The following is a 15,591-nucleotide window of genomic DNA, read 5'->3' as shown; positions in this document are numbered from 1 at the left end:
CATCCCGGGGGAGTAGGAAGCACCTGTGAGCACCTTCGACAACGCCACCACGGACCGGCCCATCGGTCTGACCGCGCCGAGCGGCATCGACCGCGCCGCGCACCACCGCCTTGACGAGGCGTGGCTGTCCGCCGCGTGGAGCCACCCGACGACCCGGGTCTTCGTCGTCTCCGGGGGCCAGGTGCTGATCGACGACACCGACGACGGCACCGAACTCGTGATGACGCCCGCCTTCGAGGCCCCCGTCACCGAGACCCACCGCTACTTCCTCGGCACCGACGCGGACGGCGTCAGCTACTTCGCCCTGCAGAAGGACACCCTGCCCGGCCGCATGGACCAGTCGGCCCGTCCGGCGGGGCTGCGCGAGGCGGGGATGCTGCTCGGCCCGCGCGACGCCGCCCTGATGGTGCACGCGGTGGCCCTGGAGAACTGGCAGCGGCTGCACCGCTTCTGCTCCCGCTGCGGCGAGCGCACGGTGATCGCGGCGGCCGGACACATCCGCCGCTGCCCGGCGTGCGGCGCCGAGCACTACCCGCGCACCGACCCGGCGGTCATCATGCTCGTCACGGACGACCAGGACCGGGCGCTGCTCGGCCGCCAGGTGCACTGGCCCGAGGGCCGCTTCTCGACGCTCGCCGGGTTCGTGGAGCCGGGCGAGTCGATCGAGCAGTCCGTGGCCCGCGAGGTCTTCGAGGAGGCCGGCATCACGGTCGGCGAGGTCGAGTACGTCGCCAGCCAGCCCTGGCCGTTCCCGTCCAGCCTGATGCTGGGCTTCATGGCCCGCGCCGCGACGTTCGACATCAACGTGGACGGCGAGGAGATCGAGGAGGCGCGCTGGTTCTCCCGCGAGGAGCTGACCGCCGCCTTCGAGTCGGGCGAGATCCTGCCCCCGTTCGGCATCTCGATCGCCTCCCGGCTGATCGAGCTCTGGTACGGCAAGCCGCTCCCGAAGCCGGTGCGCGCGGGCGTCTGACCCGGTCCGGACACGACACCGCCCCCACCGGTACGGGACCGGAGGGGGCGGGAGCCTCGGGGGCTCAGGCGCCGAGGGCCTGCTTCACCTGGGCCAGGCTCGGGTTCGTCATCACGACGTCCCCGCCGCCGTTCTCGGGACCACGAGCACGGTCGGAACCGTCTGGTTTCCGCCATTGGCCTTCTCGACGAAGGCGGCCGACTCCGGGTCCTGCTCGATGTTGATCTCGGTGTAGGCGATGCCCTCGCGGTCCATCTGCCCCTTCAGCCGACGGCAGTAGCCGCACCAGGTGGTGCTGTACATCGTCACAGTGCCCGGCATGTCTTCGCGCTCCTCTGTCTCTTGGGTCCCGGCACATCCCGTCACGCCAGGACGGGCATCCACGCGTCTGGTACGTCACACGGGGCCGGGGCGTGCGTTGCCGCACGCCAGGTGAACGTATGCGACCCGGCCGCCATTCCCGCCCCCGGGGCCCTTGCGCGTACGGCACTCGGAACCGCCCCCGTATTAGTACGACGGATACCTCACCCCTGTGGACAACCGCCGCACGCGCCCCGTGCGACCTGGCAGCATGGCGGGGTGACATCAGCAACGCACTCCACCCTCTTCCCCCGGGTACCGGACACCGCGGACGCCGTCCTCGACGGGCTCGACCCCGAGCAGCGCGAGGTGGCCACGGCCCTGCGGGGCCCGGTGTGCGTGCTGGCCGGAGCCGGTACGGGCAAGACGCGGGCCATCACGCACCGCATCGCCTACGGGGTGCGCGCGGGGATACTCCAGCCGGCGAGCGTCCTGGCCGTCACGTTCACCAACCGGGCGGCGGGCGAGATGCGCGGCCGCCTCCGCCAGCTGGGCGCGGGCGGAGTGCAGGCGCGCACCTTCCACTCGGCGGCCCTGCGCCAGCTCCAGTACTTCTGGCCGAAAGCAGTCGGTGGCGAGCTGCCCCGGCTCCTCGAGCGCAAGGTCCAGCTGGTGGCCGAGGCGGCGGCCCGCAGCGGCCTGCGGCTCGACCGCAACGAGCTGCGGGACGTCACGAGCGAGATCGAGTGGGCCAAGGTCACCCAGACCGTCCCCGCGGACTACCCGGCGGTGGTCGCCAAGGCCCAGCGGGACGCCCCGCGGGACCCGGCGGAGATCGCCAAGGTCTACGAGACCTACGAGGAGCTGAAGCGCGAGCGCACGGTGATCGACTTCGAGGACGTCCTGCTCCTCACCGTCGGCATCCTCCAGGACCGGCACGACATCGCCGCCCACGTCCGCCGCCAGTACCAGCACTTCGTCGTGGACGAGTACCAGGACGTGAGCCCGCTCCAGCAGCGGCTGCTCGACCTCTGGCTCGGCGACCGGGACAGCCTCTGCGTCGTCGGCGACGCCGGCCAGACGATCTACTCGTTCACCGGGGCGACCCCGGACCACCTGCTCAACTTCCGCACCCGCCACCCCGGCGCGACCGTCGTCAAGCTGGTCCGCGACTACCGCTCGACCCCGCAGGTGGTCCACCTGGCCAACGGGCTGCTCGCGCAGGCCACCGGCCGGGCCGCCGAGCACCGCCTCGACCTGATCTCGCAGCGCGAGCGCGGCCCCGAGCCCGCCTTCGTGGAGTACACGGACGAGCCCGCCGAGGCCGAGGGCACCGCGCGCCGCATCCGCGACCTGATCGCGGCGGGCGTTCCGGCCGGCGAGATCGCGGTGCTCTACCGGGTCAACGCGCAGTCCGAGGTGTACGAGCAGGCCCTCGCGGACGCGGGCGTGCCCTACCAGCTCCGGGGCGCCGAGCGGTTCTTCGAGCGCGCGGAGGTCCGCGAGGCGGGCGTGGCCCTGCGCGGGGCGGCCCGTGCGGGGGCAACGACTCGCTCCTGGACCATGCGGACGACCTCCCCGCCGAGGTGCGCGCGGTGCTCTCCACCAAGGGCTGGCGCAGCGAGCCGCCCGCCGGGTCCGGAGCGGCGCGGGACCGCTGGGAGTCCCTGGCTGCGCTCGTCCGGCTTGCCGAGGACTTCGAGCGGGCCCACCCGGGGGCGACACTCTCCGACCTGGTCGCCGAGTTGGACGAGCGGGCCGCCGCCCAGCACGCGCCCACGGTCCAGGGCGTCACCCTGGCGTCGCTGCACTCGGCGAAGGGCCTGGAGTGGGATGCGGTGTTCCTGGTCGGGCTGACCGAGGGCATGATGCCGATCACCTACGCCAAGACGCCGGAGCAGATCGAGGAGGAGCGCCGCCTGCTGTACGTCGGCGTCACCCGGGCCCGCTCCCACCTCGCCCTGTCCTGGTCGCTCTCCCGGTCGCCCGGCGGCCGGCCCGGACGCAGGCCGACCCGCTTCCTGAACGGGCTCCGCCCCGGCTCCACGGGCCCCGGCGCCCGCAGCGCGGCGTCCGGCTCGGGCGGTGTCTGGGGCGGCGACGGCTTCCGGAGCGGCGAGGGCGGGGCGGCCGGTGCGGGCGGCTCCGGCGGCGCGGGGCGACCGGCGGCCAGGCGGAAGCCCCGGACACCGGCCCGGTGCCGGGTCTGCGGCAAGACCCTGACGGACGCCGGCGAGATGAAGCTGATGCGCTGCGACGACTGCCCGTCCGACATGGACGAGGCGCTCTACGAGCGGCTGCACGACTGGCGGGCGGCCCGGGCGCGGGAGATCGGCCAGCCCGCCTACTGCGTATTCACCGACCGGACGCTGATGGCCATCGCGGAGGCGGTGCCCGGCACCGAGGGCGAGCTGGCCGGGATCCCCGGGGTGGGCGCGCGGAAGCTGGGCCGCTTCGGCGCCGCCGTTCTGGACATCTGCGCAGGTGGCGACGGGTGCGAGGGTGAGGCGGAGAACGCCGGGGAGAGGTGAGAAAAACTCGTCGCAAAAATAGTTTGCGCCCGCCCCAGTCATCACCATAGGTTCTTAACCACGGAAACAGCGGCTTCTCTGAAGCCCTGGCTCCGTGCTGTACTTATCCGAATACGCAGGACCGGCCCGCCGGTCCCCCCGAGACGCCGAGAGGAGGCGATTGAAGTGATCAGCATCGTCGAGACCAACAAAATGACCGATCTCTCGGTCGTCTCCGCCTGCTCGCTCGGCCTCCTCGCCCGTGCCCCGAAGTCCTCCCTGCGCGCCACCGGTGTGTCCGGCGTCTCCGCCGTCATTCCGATGTCCCTGGCCGGTCTTCCCGTGCGGGAGCGCAATGAGCGACCGACCCAGGCACCGGCAGCAGCAGTAGCGAAGGGACAGGCCCCGGCCTATGCCTTTGCGGCCGTCGGTGCGGGAGCGGAAGCCGGCGTCACCGAGCAGACGAAGCAGCACCACACGATGTGGGCCTTCCGTGGGCCTGAACCCTGGAGTGATCCAGCCTGATGCAGCATCAGGCCGGCGCCTTCAGGGCCGCGGAACCCCACTCGGGATCCGCGGCCCTTTTGTTTTGCCTCCACGGGCGGGACAACGAGAAGGGGCCTCGGGACAAGCAGGACCTGGTACCAGCCACCCCCCGGCCAACAGGCCGGAAACGACCAGACGAGGACACCACCACCGTGCAACTCGAAGCGCACGCCCCGTCCGTACCGCCTTCCGACACGATCTCCCCGCCCGGCCTCACGGAGGACTCCACCTTGACCCCGCTCACCGCGCTCACCGCGCTCGACGACGCCATCGAGAACCTCGGCGTACCCGTCCCCTGCCGCGCCTACGACCCGGAGGTCTTCTTCGCGGAGTCGCCGGCGGACGTCGAGTACGCGAAGTCCCTCTGCCGCACCTGCCCGCTGGTCGAGGCGTGTCTCGCCGGCGCCAAGGAGCGACGCGAGCCGTGGGGCGTCTGGGGTGGCGAGCTCTTCATCCAGGGCGTCGTCGTCGCCCGGAAGCGGCCGCGTGGCCGCCCGCGCAAGAACCCGGTCGCGGCGTGACCGCCGACCTGGGGGTCCCGGCCCCCAAGCCCATGAAGCGCATCGGAACCATCGACCGTCCCCTCACCCACGATCCCCGAAACCAGGCTCCAATGACCATCCCCACCCCCACGTCCGAGCCCGCCGGCTCCGCGACCCCAGACGTCACCATCATCGGCGCGAACGACTCGCGTCAGAACAGGACCCGCGAAATGCAACTCATCCCAGAAGCCCTGGCCCGTGCGCATATGCACGACCGCCTGCGCGAGGCCGACGCGGACCGTCAGGCCGTGCGCCTGATCTCCGCCCGGCGGATGCAGCGCCGTGCGGAGCGCGCCTCGATGCGCGCCCGCCGCGCGCTGGCCATGGCCGTCATGCACTGACCGGCCCCGGCCGGCCACGGAGGCCCCGCCCGGACGCAGCCGCTCTCTGCGCCCGGCGGGCCGCGCCTCCCGGCGCCACCCGCGCAGCAGCACCCCACCCCGGGGCCGATCCGTCCAACGGACCGGCCCCGGGGGCGTTTCGTGGGCGGGACGGCCCCGAAACGCCTGGCCTGGTCCGGTCCGGTCCGGGCCTGGTCCGGTCCGCGCAGGGCCGGACCCGGGCTCGGCTAGCCGGCGTCCACCGTTTCGGCGGACCTCCGCGTCGGCGGCAGGTGCTCGGAGCCCTGGCCCCCGGAGTCCAGGCCCTCCCCGTCCTCCACCGGCAGGAACCCCGGCAGCCAGGACTCGAGTTCGTCGCGGAGGCGGACCGTGGCGCCGAGCTGGCACAGCACCCCGATCGTGCTCAGCGTCACCCGGTGTATCAGCAGATAGGACGGCGGCAGGTTCAACTGCTTGCCCAACTGATGGGCCGGGGAGCGCGGATCCGCTATCCGGGCCGCCTGATGACGCATCCAGCTCCGGCTGAACGTGAACTCCTCCACCTCGGCCGGCTCAATGATCGGCAGCAGGTAGTCCAGCACCGCGTCCGGCTCCAGGTCGATCGAGTCCTTGACGAACCCCTCCGCCCGCAGCATCTCGTAGACCGCGTCCGCGTCGCCCCCCAGCGTCAGCCGCAACGCGTCCCCGATGGTCTGCGGCAGTCCGCCCGGCAGCCGGTCCACCGTCCCGAAGTCCAGTACGCCCAGGCGCCATTGGGTCGCGTCCGCACGCTCGTCGCCCTCCTCGCCGGACGCGCCCGGGTCCGGGGGCAGCAGCCGGAAGTTGCCCGGGTGCGGGTCGGCGTGGAGCAAGCCGGTGCGCGCCGGACCGGAGAAGAGGAACCTCGCGAGCAGCTGGCCGGCCCGGTCGCGCTGCCCGGCCGTGCCGTCGGCGATCACATCGGCCAGCGGGACACCGTCCATCCACTCGGTGACCAGCACCTGCGCCGACTGGTGGACCACCTCCGGGACCACGACGTCGGGATCGTCCGCGAACTCCTCGGCATGCGCCTGCTGCGACCGCGCCTCCTGCTCGTAGTCCAGCTCCTCGGAGACCCGGTCGCGCAACTCCGTGATCAAGGGCTTGATGTCCATGCCCGGAACCAGCGGACCCAGCAGCCGCGCGAACCGGCTGAGCTGGGTCAGGTCCGAGAGCAGCGCCGCACCCGCGCCCGGGTACTGCACCTTCACGGCCACGTCCCGGCCGTCGTGCCACACCGCCCGGTGCACCTGGCCGATCGACGCCGCGGCCGACGGCTTGTCGTCGAACGTCAGGAACAGCTCCCGCCAGTCCTCGCCGAGCCGCTCCGCCAGGACCGCGTGCACCGTGCCGCTCGGCATGGGCGGGGCGGCCTCCTGGAGTTTGGTGAGTGCCGCGCGGTACGGGCCCGCGACCTCCTCGGGCAGCGCGGACTCGAAGACCGACAGGGCCTGGCCGAGCTTCATCGCGCCGCCCTTCAGCTCTCCGAGGACCTTGAAGAGCTGGTCGGCGGTGCGCTGCTGGACCTCGCGGGCCACCAGCTCCGCCGACTTCCCGCCGATGCGCTTGCCCAGCCCCCACGTCGCTCGGCCGGCGAAACCCAACGGCAGCGCGGCCAGCTTGGCGGTACGGGTGACCGCCTTCCGGGGAAGATCAGACATATGCCCCTCCAAGTCCCAGACTGCCGCGCTGCGGGCGGCGGTTACCCGGCCATTGTGTCGTGCGCCGTGCCGGCTCCGGAGGCGCGGACCCCCTCAGTGTGACCGGCGGCGCCACAGGAACAGTCGAGGTGCGCCCCGATCCGCTCCGACCTCCAGTCCAACAGCGGCAGCGCCGCCTCCCACCGCGCACCGGTGCTCACGGGCAGCTCGCCGTCCAGGAAGGCCAGCGCATGCGCCGCCGCGAGCCCCGCCACCGCCGTCCCCAGCGCCAGGTCGCACGCCTGAGCGGCGCCGCGCCGCCCGGACTGCCACTGTGCCAGCATGCGCGGCCACTGCGGATCCCGGTCCCGCTGATGCAGCTGGAGGCAGCCGGCGCAGGCCGTGCCGCCGGGCAGGACCAGGGGCCCGACGAAGCCGGTGGCCTCCATCACCCCCGCGTACAGATGAGGTGTCCCCGAGGAGATCCACGGCTCGGCGGTGCCCGGATCGGGGACGTAGGCCGAGAGTCCGTCGCGCGGGGCGACCACGATGAGGGACAGCCCCGGCTCGTGCCCGGCCGGTCCGCAGCCCGCCGCCCCGGGTGCCCGGGGCCCCGGGCCGGGGGCTGAGCGGCGGACCAGCTGCCGGGCCGCCATGTCCCTGCGCTCCCCGACGGCGGAGGCGGGCAGCCCTCCCGGGGACACGTCGCCCGGCTCCGTACACCCGCCGTCCATGACCTCCACCCGGCCGACCCCCGCTCCGGAGAGCAGCGCCGCGATGGTCGCGCCGACCCTGCCCGCGCCCCGGACCTGCACGCGCATCGAGCGGCGGGCCGCGAGTCTGCGCATCCCGCCGCCGGGCTCGGGATGCACGACGGAGAGCGAGGCCAGGTCGGGGCGGTGTCGCTCCAGGACGTCGGACCTGCTCCGCAGAGCGTCCGCCGCCGGGCCGCCCGCCCGCACGTCGTCCACGAGTCCGGCGTCCACCAACCGTGTCACCAGGGTGTCCACATGACGCTCGCTCAAGTCCATCGCCCTGGCCTGTTCGCGGAGCAGCGGCATGCCTCTGGTGCCGTCGAGCAGTTCCATGAAACAGCCCGTCGCGATATCCATCGGGCCGACCTTCACCGCATGTGCGGGTGTCACTCCGAATTGCACGGTGTCCCCGCCCCGCCAAGCGCGGCGCAGTGCGGGCTTCAACATCGGATGCACGGCTTCCCCCGGTCTGTGTGTCCGCGACTGTGTGTCCGCGACTGTGCGTCTGTGACTTCGCTGTGCGTGTTCCTTTGCCAGAATGCAGCGGACCGCCGAGACGTGCGGAAAGTTATCCACAGGCGTGGGTATTAGTCGTTCAAATGGTGCAAGGCGCGGAGCCGATCACGGAGAACCGTCCCGGAGGCGGGACTTCCCCCGCACACAGCGGGTAACGTCGAGCCGTGCCCGCCGACCCGTCGCCCGGCTCCGCCGGGGAGCCCGCCCTGCCCGGCGCCGGAACCCGCCGGCGCGGTGCGAACCCTGCCCGCCGCGCCCCGGCCACGAGCGCCGTCGAGGTCCGCAGAAGCGCCCGCCGCAGCAGAACGGTCACCGCCTACCGCGAGGGCGACCGCACGATCGTGCTCATCCCCGCCCGGATGTCCGAGGCCGAGGAACGGCGCTGGGTGGACGTGATGCTCGACAAGCTCGCCGCCCAGGAGAGCAGACGCGTCCTCGGCGACACCGAGCTGGCCGAGCGGGCGGAGCGCCTGTCCGCCCAGTACTTGGAGGGCCGGGCCAGGCCCGCCTCCGTGCGATGGGTGACCAACCAGAACACCAGATGGGGCTCGTGCACCCCGTCCGAGGGCAGCATCCGGCTGTCGCACCGCTTGCAGGGCATGCCCGAGTACGTCGTGGACTACGTGCTCGTCCACGAGCTCGCCCACCTCCTGGTGCCCGGGCACGGGCCGCGGTTCTGGCGCCTGTTGGATGCCTATCCGCGCACCGAGCGGGCCCGCGGCTATCTGGAGGGGTGGTGGCCGCCGACCGGCTGCCCCATCTGCCCGCCGCACGCGGCGAGTGACTGGTGGTGGCGCCGGGTGAGCGGTGTCGGGTGTTTCTGTACCGGGTCTGTACCGGCTTCGCCCAAGGCCGGAGTTTGCGGATAGCCTGACGCGACGCATTCACCTTCCGGATGGGGGACGGTCGTTACGCATGGCCAGGGAATTCCAACGCGGCCACAAGGCCAAGATCAGCGATCTCACGCCGGGGACGGACCTGTACGTAGGTGTGCAGATCGCCGGCCCGGGGCTGAGCTTTGACATCAGCTGCTTCGGGCTCGATGCCAATGAGCAGCTCTCCGACGACCGGTATTTCATCTTCTTCAACCAGCCGAAATCCCCGAGGAGTCCATTCAGCTCCTCGGCGCCCAGGCCGGTGACACCGAATCGTTCCGCGTCACCCTGGACCGCATTCCGGCGAACATCCACAAGCTGTCCTTCACCGCGACCGTGGACGGTGCCGGACAGATGTCGCAGGTCGGTCCCGGATACATCCGGATCGTCGCGGGCGGCGAGGAAGTCGTCAGGTACGCGTTCAACGGCTCGGAGTTCAGCACCGAGCGCGCCGTCATGCTGGGCGACTTCTACCTCAAGGACGTCTGGCGCTTCGCCGCGGTCGGCCAGGGCTTCGACGGCGGTCTGGAAGCGCTGCTGAAGAACTTCGGCGGCGAGGTCGCCGAGGAGACTCCCGCCGCCGCGCCACCCCAGGGCGCAGCCCCCTCCTTCGCCCCGCCCGCGCAGGCCGCCCCGGCCCCGTCCTTCGGCGCCCCGGCGGCCCCGCAGGCACCCCAGGCCCCGCAGCCCGCGCCGTCCTTCGGGACCCCGCCGCCGGCCCCCGGCCCGGCGCCGACCCCGCAGCAGCAGATGCACGCCGCGCCGACGATCGTCGCCCCGATGACCCCGCCCGGCGGCACCGTGCCCCCGCCGCCCGCGCCGGCCCCGTACGGACAGCCCGGCCAGCAGCCGCAGCACTTCGGGCAGCAGCCCCAGCAGCCCCAGCAGCAGTTCGGGCAGGTCCCCGGGCAGGCGCCCGCACCCTACGGGCAGCAGGCCCCGGCCCCGTACGGGCAGCAGCCTCCCGGCATGCCGCCGGGCGGGCAGGGCATGCCCGGCGGCGCTCCGCAGGCCGCCGGCGCCGGTCTTCAGGCCGCGCTCCAGCCGTACAAGGAGACCGCGACCGGACAGCGCTGGACCCCGCAGAACCAGCAGCTCATGCGGGTCGACCTGACCATGGGCGGCACGGGAGTGCTGGCCCGGCAGGGCAGCATGGTGATGTACCAGGGCAAGGTCGACTTCAGCTACAAGGGCGCGGGTTTCGCCGGCCGCATGGTGGGCAACGCCACCGGCCAGGAGATGCAGCTCATGCGCTGTACCGGCCGTGGCCAGGTCTTCCTCGCCGAGGAAGGCGCCCATCTGCACTCCATCGAGCTCCAGGGCGACGGCGTCTGCGTCTCCGCCGAGAACGTGCTCGCCTTCGACGAGTCGCTCCAGTACGAAGTGCGCCGCATCGAGGGCCACGGCATCCCCGGCGGTGCCCTGTTCACCATGCAGTTCCAGGGGACCGGCACGCTCGTCGTCAAGACGCACGGCGTCCCCGTCGTCCTGCCGGTCACCCCGACCACCTTCGCCGACTGCAACGCCGTGGTGGCGTGGTCGTCCGCGTCCCAGGTGATCATCTCCAGCCAGGTCCGGCTGCGCCGCAACGCGTACCCCGGACACAGCGGCGAGACCGTGAACCTCCAGTTCCGGGGCGCGCCCGGCAACTTCATCGTCGTCCAGCCCTACGAGGTCTGAGGGAGCCCGTCATGAACCAGCAACTCGCGGGCTACGCCCCGACCCCCGTCACGGCACGGATGGAGAACCACGGCCATTCCATGCTGAAGGTCGCCATGGCGACCGGCCAGGACCTCTACGCGCGCACCGGATCGATGGTCGCGTACGAGGGCTTCATCCAGTACGAGCCCAACCCGCCCGCCGTCCGCCAGATCGCCTCGCAGTGGATCACCGGCGAGGGCGCGCCGCTCATGAAGTGCACCGGCGACGGCCTGCTCTACCTCGCCGACTACGGCGCCGACGTCGTCGTCATCAACCTCAACAACGACTCGATCTCGGTCAACGGCACCAATGTGCTCGCCTTCGACGGCCACCTCACCTGGGGCGTCGAGCGGGTCAAGGGCCTCGCCAAGTTCGCCGGCCAGGGCCTGTGGAACGTCTGCATCTCGGGGACCGGCTGGGTCGCGATCACCTCGCGCGGCACGCCGCTGGTGGTCGACTGCGGGCGCGGCGAGGACGAGACGTACGTCGACCCGGACGCGCTGGTCGCCTGGTCCCCGAACCTCAAGGTGAAGGGCAAGCGCAGCTTCAAGGCGTCCTCGCTCATCGGGCGGGGCAGCGGCGAGGCGTTCCAGATGGCCTTCTCCGGCCAGGGGATCGTCGTCGTCCAGCCGAGCGAGGACAGCACCGACCGGCTGCGCGTCCGGCACTGACGGGGAGGGAGAACACACCATGCAGAGTTCGCTTTTCGGCCTCACGGAACAGCAGTCCCAGGACCGCTACACCATCCAGAACCCGCAGCTGCTGCGGGTCGCGCTGACCGGCCACGACGACGTCCTCGCCCGCAAGGGCGCCATGGTCGCCTACCAGGGGCTGATGGAGTTCGACGGCGAGTACCAGTCGAACGCCCAGCGCCGCTCCCGCGCCCACACCGGCGAGGGCCTGGACCTGATGCGCTGCTCCGGGCAGGGCACGGTCTACCTCGCCAACCTGGCGCAGTACATCCACGTCGTGGACGTCGACCGCGACGGCCTGACGGTGGACAGCTCGTACGTCCTGGCGCTGGACTCCTCGCTGCACACCGAGGTCATCGCGGTGGACAGCCAGTACGGCATCTCGGGCACCGGCAAGTACCAGCTCAACATCTCCGGCACCGGCAAGGTCGCCCTGATGACCTCGGGCCAGCCGCTGATGATGCAGGTCACGCCCGACAAGTACGTCAGCGCCGACGCCGACGCGATCGTCGCCTGGTCGACCTCGCTGCGGGTGCAGATGCAGGCCCAGACGCACTCCTCGGGCGTCTTCCGCCGACGCGGCAACACCGGCGAGGGCTGGGAGCTCAGCTTCCTCGGCCAGGGCTTCGCCCTGGTCCAGCCGAGCGAGCTGATGCCGCCGCAGAACGCCCAGATCGGACAGGGCCTCGCCGCCCAGTACGGCATGGGCCAGCACGGCGCGCACGGCCAGAACCAGAACAACGCCTGGAACTGAGCCGCACAGCGAAAGTAAGGGGCGGCCTCCAGGAGGCCGCCCCTTACTTGTCGTCACGTCGTACGGGTGGCTACCGGCCGCCCTCCAGCACCGCGCGCGTACGCTCCACCAGCCGGACCACCGAGGCGTCGGCGACCCCGGCCACCTCCTCGTACGCGAACCAGCGCAGGTCCAGCGACTCGTCGCTGATGTTCTCCGTCGCGCCCGACGGCGCCACCGCCGCGTACTGCACATCCAGGTGCCAGTGGCACGGCGCGGGGATCGGATGCCGGTCCAGGACCACCGGCCCGCCCGGCAGCAGCGTGAGCCCGGCGATCCCGGACTCCTCCGTAGCCTCCCGCAGCGCGGCCGCCGCGAGCGTGGTGTCACCGGGTTCGCAGTGGCCGCCCATCTGCAGCCACATCCGCAGCTTCCGGTGCAGCGTGAGCAGCACCCGGCCGCGCTCCGGGTCCACGACCAGGGCGCTGGCCGTCAGATGCCCGGCCCCGCAGGACTTCCACATGCCGTCCGGATGGTGCGCCAGGTGCTCCAGATAGGCGTCGCGCAGCTCCTCCTGGGCGGCGCCGGTCCCCGCCCCGTAACCCTTGAGTACGAGGACGGCGTCGTCGTGCAGGCTCACTTGTCGCTGTCGTCCTTGCCGTCGCCTTCGCCCTCGCCCGTGGCGTCGTCCGCGGCGTCCTTGGTGTCCTTGGTGTCCGCACCCGGCTCGGGCTTCTTCGGGCCGTTCGCCGCCTCGCCGAGCATCTTGTCCAGCTCGGAGAAGTCCAGCTGCTCGTGGTGGACGAAGCCGTCCGGATCGTCCAGGTCCTGAGCGGTCGGCAGCATGTCGGGGTGCTCCCACAGCGCGTCGCGCCCCTCAAGACCGCGCGCGTCCGTGAGCGAGGCCCACAGCCGCGAGGCGTCCCGCAGTCGGCGCGGACGCAGCTGGAGGCCGATGAGCGTGGCGAAGGTCTGCTCGGCGGGGCCGCCCGACGCACGGCGCCGGCGCATCGTCTCGCGCAGCGCGTCGGCCGAGGTCAGCCGGGACTTCGCGGCGGCGTGCACCACCGCGTCCACCCAGCCCTCGACCAGCGCGAGGGCCGTCTCCAGGCGGGCCAGGGCCGCCTTCTGCTCCGGGGTCTCCTCCGGCTGGAACATGCCCTGCTGAAGGGCCTCCTGCAGCTGCTCGGGCTGCGAGGGGTCGAACTGGCCGACCACGTCCTCCAGCTTGCTGGTGTCGACCTTGATGCCGCGCGCGTAACCCTCGACGGCTCCGAACAGGTGCGAGCGGAGCCACGGGACATGGGCGAAGAGCCGCTGGTGGGCGGCCTCGCGCAGCGCCAGATACAGCCGCACCTCGTCCTGCGGGACGGAGAGGTCCTTGCCGAACCGCTCCACGTTCAGCGGGAGGAGCGCGGCCCGGCCGGCCGGGCCCAGCGGCAGCCCGATGTCGGTCGAGCCGACCACCTCGCCCGCCAGCACACCGACGGCCTGCCCGATCTGCTGGCCGAACATGGCGCCGCCCATCGACCGCATCATGCCGATCAGCGGGCCCGCCATCGCCTGCATCTCCTCGGGCAGCACATCGCCCATGGCCAGGCCCACCCGCTCGGCGACCGGGTCCACCAGCTGCTGCCAGGCCGGCAGCGTCGCCTCGACCCACTCCGCGCGGCTCCACGCCACGCTGGAGATGGCACCGGACGGCATCGAGGTCACCCCGTCCAGCCAGAGGTCGGCCAGGCGCAGCGCCTCGTCGACCGCCGAGCGCTCGGCGGGGCCCACGCTCGCGTCCTTGGAGCCGTCCGGCGTGCCCTGGGACACCGTCTGCCGGGCGATCTGCTTGGCCATGTCCCAGTTGACCGGCCCGCCCTCGTAGCTCAGCATCTGGCCGAGCTGCTGGAAGGCCGCGCCCAGGTCGTTCGGGTTCATCGAGCCGAACATGGCGGCGAAGGGGTTGTCACCGCCCGCGCCGGGGCCGAAGCCGAACGGGTTCGCCGGACCGCCCGAACCCTGCCCACCTCCGGTGGGGTCGTTCTTCTTGCCCTTGTCGCCGTCGTCCGGCTCCTCCGGCGGAAGGCCGAATCCGAATGGGGTGTCACTCACGGGTTTCCTCGGCTCGTAGGGCCGCCGGGGGAACCGACGGCGACTGCCCGACATCACCATCCAGCGTAGACACCAAGTCCGCTCAGGGCCTCAGTGCTCCGCCCGGTCCGGCCCTGCGGCAGGATGGACGCCACCTGGTACGTACGTGTCACGCGGGTACGTACTGAAGACAACCGCTGGAGACGCCCGGTGAGTTCCCCAGATCCGCAGGTTCGCGCAGCGCGAAACCTGGCCGACCCGTCACCCGAGAAGAAATCCGTCCCCGGCCGCCCGAGAGGCCGCGGTCCGGTCGTGGCCGTCACCGGAGCCGCGACGGGGGTCGGTGAGCTGCTCACCGCACGCCTCGCCGCCTCCGAGGAGATCAAGCAGGTCATCGCCATCGACGAGCGCCGGGGCGAGGTGTCCGACGCGACCTGGCACCTCCTGGACGTCCGCGACCCCGCCATCGCCGACAAGCTGCGCGGCGCGGACGTCGTCGTCCACCTGGCGCTCGACCTCGACCTGGAGACCGACCCCGCCGCGCGCACCGCCTACAACGTGCGCGGCACCCAGACCGTGCTGACCGCCGCCGCGGCCGCCGGGGTCCACCGCGTCGTCCTGTGCACCTCGGCCATGGTCTACGGCGCGCTCCCCGACAACGACCTCCCGCTCGCCGAGGACGCGGAGCTGCGGGCCACCGCCGAGGCCACCGGCGTCGGCGACCTGCTGGAGATCGAACGGCTCGGCCGCCGCGCCCCGCGCGCCCACCCCGGGCTGCACGTCACCGTCGTACGCCCCGCTGTGCTCGTCGGCGGCACGGACACCGCGCTGACCCGCTACTTCGAGTCGCCCCGGCTGCTCGTCGTCGCCGGTTCCCGGCCCGCCTGGCAGTTCTGCCACGTCGAGGACCTGGTCACGGCGCTGGAGTACGCCGCCCTGGAGAAGATCGACGGGGAGTTCGCGGTCGGCTGCGACGGCTGGCTGGAGCAGGAGGAGGTCGAGGAGCTGAGCGGGGTGCGCCGGATGGAGCTTCCCTCCGCCGTCGCGCTGGGCGCCGCCGCCCGGCTGCACCGGATCGGCCTCACCCCCTCGCCCGCGGGCGATCTGGCGTACACCATGCACCCCTGGGTGGTCAGCGTGAGCCGGCTGCACGACGCGGGCTGGCGCCCGGCCTGGACCAACGAGGAGGTGCTCGCCGCGCTCCTGGAGGAGGTGGAGGGACGCCACACCGTCGCCGGCCGCCGCCTCGGCCGCAAGGACGCCACCGCCGCCGGAGCCGCCGGGGCGACCGTCGCCCTGCTGGGCACCGCGGCCCTGGTGCGCCGCGCCCGCAAGGCCCGCCGCCGCATCTGAGCACCCTGTAGGAG

The 15,591-nt window shown here is 72.4% G+C and carries 11 protein-coding genes and 4 pseudogenes; 10 read left to right on the top strand and 5 right to left on the bottom strand.

The annotated features are described in order from the left end of the window. Positions 1-25 precede the first annotated feature (25 nt). Positions 26-973, top strand: a complete 948-nt coding sequence (gene nudC, locus NEH16_RS10510) for an NAD(+) diphosphatase (protein WP_265541586.1) — start codon at positions 26-28, stop codon at positions 971-973. A gap of 64 nt (positions 974-1,037) precedes the next feature. Here nudC and NEH16_RS10505 read toward each other — a convergent pair. Beyond that, positions 1,038-1,294, bottom strand: a pseudogene (locus NEH16_RS10505) (mycoredoxin). Positions 1,295-1,552: 258 nt separating this feature from the next. On the opposite strand from NEH16_RS10505, the pseudogene NEH16_RS10500 reads away from it, so the two are divergent. From NEH16_RS10500 to NEH16_RS10485, 4 genes and pseudogenes are all read left to right on the top strand, one after another. Next, positions 1,553-3,804 (top strand): annotated as a pseudogene (locus NEH16_RS10500) (ATP-dependent DNA helicase UvrD2). A 165-nt stretch (positions 3,805-3,969) separates the two neighbouring features. Then, positions 3,970-4,308 (top strand): hypothetical protein, encoded by a 339-nt coding sequence (locus NEH16_RS10495; RefSeq protein ID WP_265541584.1) that lies wholly within the window; start codon positions 3,970-3,972, stop codon positions 4,306-4,308. Between the two features lie 173 nt (positions 4,309-4,481). Beyond that, complete coding sequence (locus tag NEH16_RS10490) at positions 4,482-4,850, top strand: WhiB family transcriptional regulator (protein WP_018105532.1); 369 nt, start codon at positions 4,482-4,484, stop codon at positions 4,848-4,850. A 32-nt stretch (positions 4,851-4,882) separates the two neighbouring features. Then, positions 4,883-5,212: a hypothetical protein gene (locus NEH16_RS10485; RefSeq protein WP_073964864.1), complete on the top strand. Its 330-nt coding sequence runs from the start codon at positions 4,883-4,885 to the stop codon at positions 5,210-5,212. A gap of 227 nt (positions 5,213-5,439) precedes the next feature. On the opposite strand, the gene NEH16_RS10480 is transcribed toward NEH16_RS10485, so the two are convergent. Then, positions 5,440-6,891 (bottom strand): ABC1 kinase family protein, encoded by a 1,452-nt coding sequence (locus NEH16_RS10480; RefSeq protein WP_265541582.1) that lies wholly within the window; start codon positions 6,889-6,891, stop codon positions 5,440-5,442. 41 nt (positions 6,892-6,932) lie between these two features. After that, on the bottom strand, positions 6,933-8,081 hold the full coding sequence (locus tag NEH16_RS10475; RefSeq protein ID WP_265541580.1) for a ThiF family adenylyltransferase: 1,149 nt from the start codon (positions 8,079-8,081) through the stop codon (positions 6,933-6,935). Positions 8,082-8,305: 224 nt separating this feature from the next. Here NEH16_RS10475 and NEH16_RS10470 point away from each other — a divergent pair. The 4 genes and pseudogenes from NEH16_RS10470 (at position 8,306) to NEH16_RS10455 (ending at position 12,163) form a co-directional block, all read left to right on the top strand. Then, a pseudogene (locus NEH16_RS10470) lies at positions 8,306-8,925 on the top strand (M48 metallopeptidase family protein). A 131-nt stretch (positions 8,926-9,056) separates the two neighbouring features. Next, a pseudogene (locus NEH16_RS10465) lies at positions 9,057-10,696 on the top strand (TerD family protein). Between the two features lie 11 nt (positions 10,697-10,707). Beyond that, entirely contained in the window at positions 10,708-11,388 is a 681-nt protein-coding gene (locus NEH16_RS10460; protein WP_018105538.1) for an AIM24 family protein, read from the top strand. A 19-nt stretch (positions 11,389-11,407) separates the two neighbouring features. After that, positions 11,408-12,163 (top strand): AIM24 family protein, encoded by a 756-nt coding sequence (locus NEH16_RS10455; protein ID WP_265541578.1) that lies wholly within the window; start codon positions 11,408-11,410, stop codon positions 12,161-12,163. A gap of 70 nt (positions 12,164-12,233) precedes the next feature. Here the strand turns inward: NEH16_RS10455 and NEH16_RS10450 are convergent, their stop codons facing one another. Then, positions 12,234-12,782 (bottom strand): NUDIX hydrolase, encoded by a 549-nt coding sequence (locus NEH16_RS10450; RefSeq protein ID WP_265541576.1) that lies wholly within the window; start codon positions 12,780-12,782, stop codon positions 12,234-12,236. Further along, positions 12,779-14,245, bottom strand: a complete 1,467-nt coding sequence (locus NEH16_RS10445; protein ID WP_265541574.1) for a zinc-dependent metalloprotease — start codon at positions 14,243-14,245, stop codon at positions 12,779-12,781. Before NEH16_RS10445 ends, NEH16_RS10450 begins: the two co-directional genes overlap by 4 nt. 189 nt (positions 14,246-14,434) lie before the next feature. Here NEH16_RS10445 and NEH16_RS10440 point away from each other — a divergent pair, with 189 nt between their 5' ends. After that, a complete protein-coding gene (locus NEH16_RS10440; protein WP_073862917.1) occupies positions 14,435-15,577 on the top strand; it encodes an SDR family oxidoreductase in 1,143 nt (380 codons plus the stop codon). The last annotated feature ends 14 nt before the right edge of the window (positions 15,578-15,591 follow it).

This window comes from Streptomyces drozdowiczii, assembly GCF_026167665.1.
GTDB lineage: Bacteria > Actinomycetota > Actinomycetes > Streptomycetales > Streptomycetaceae > Streptomyces > Streptomyces drozdowiczii_A.
This window is presented reverse-complemented; position numbering and strand designations above follow the sequence as displayed.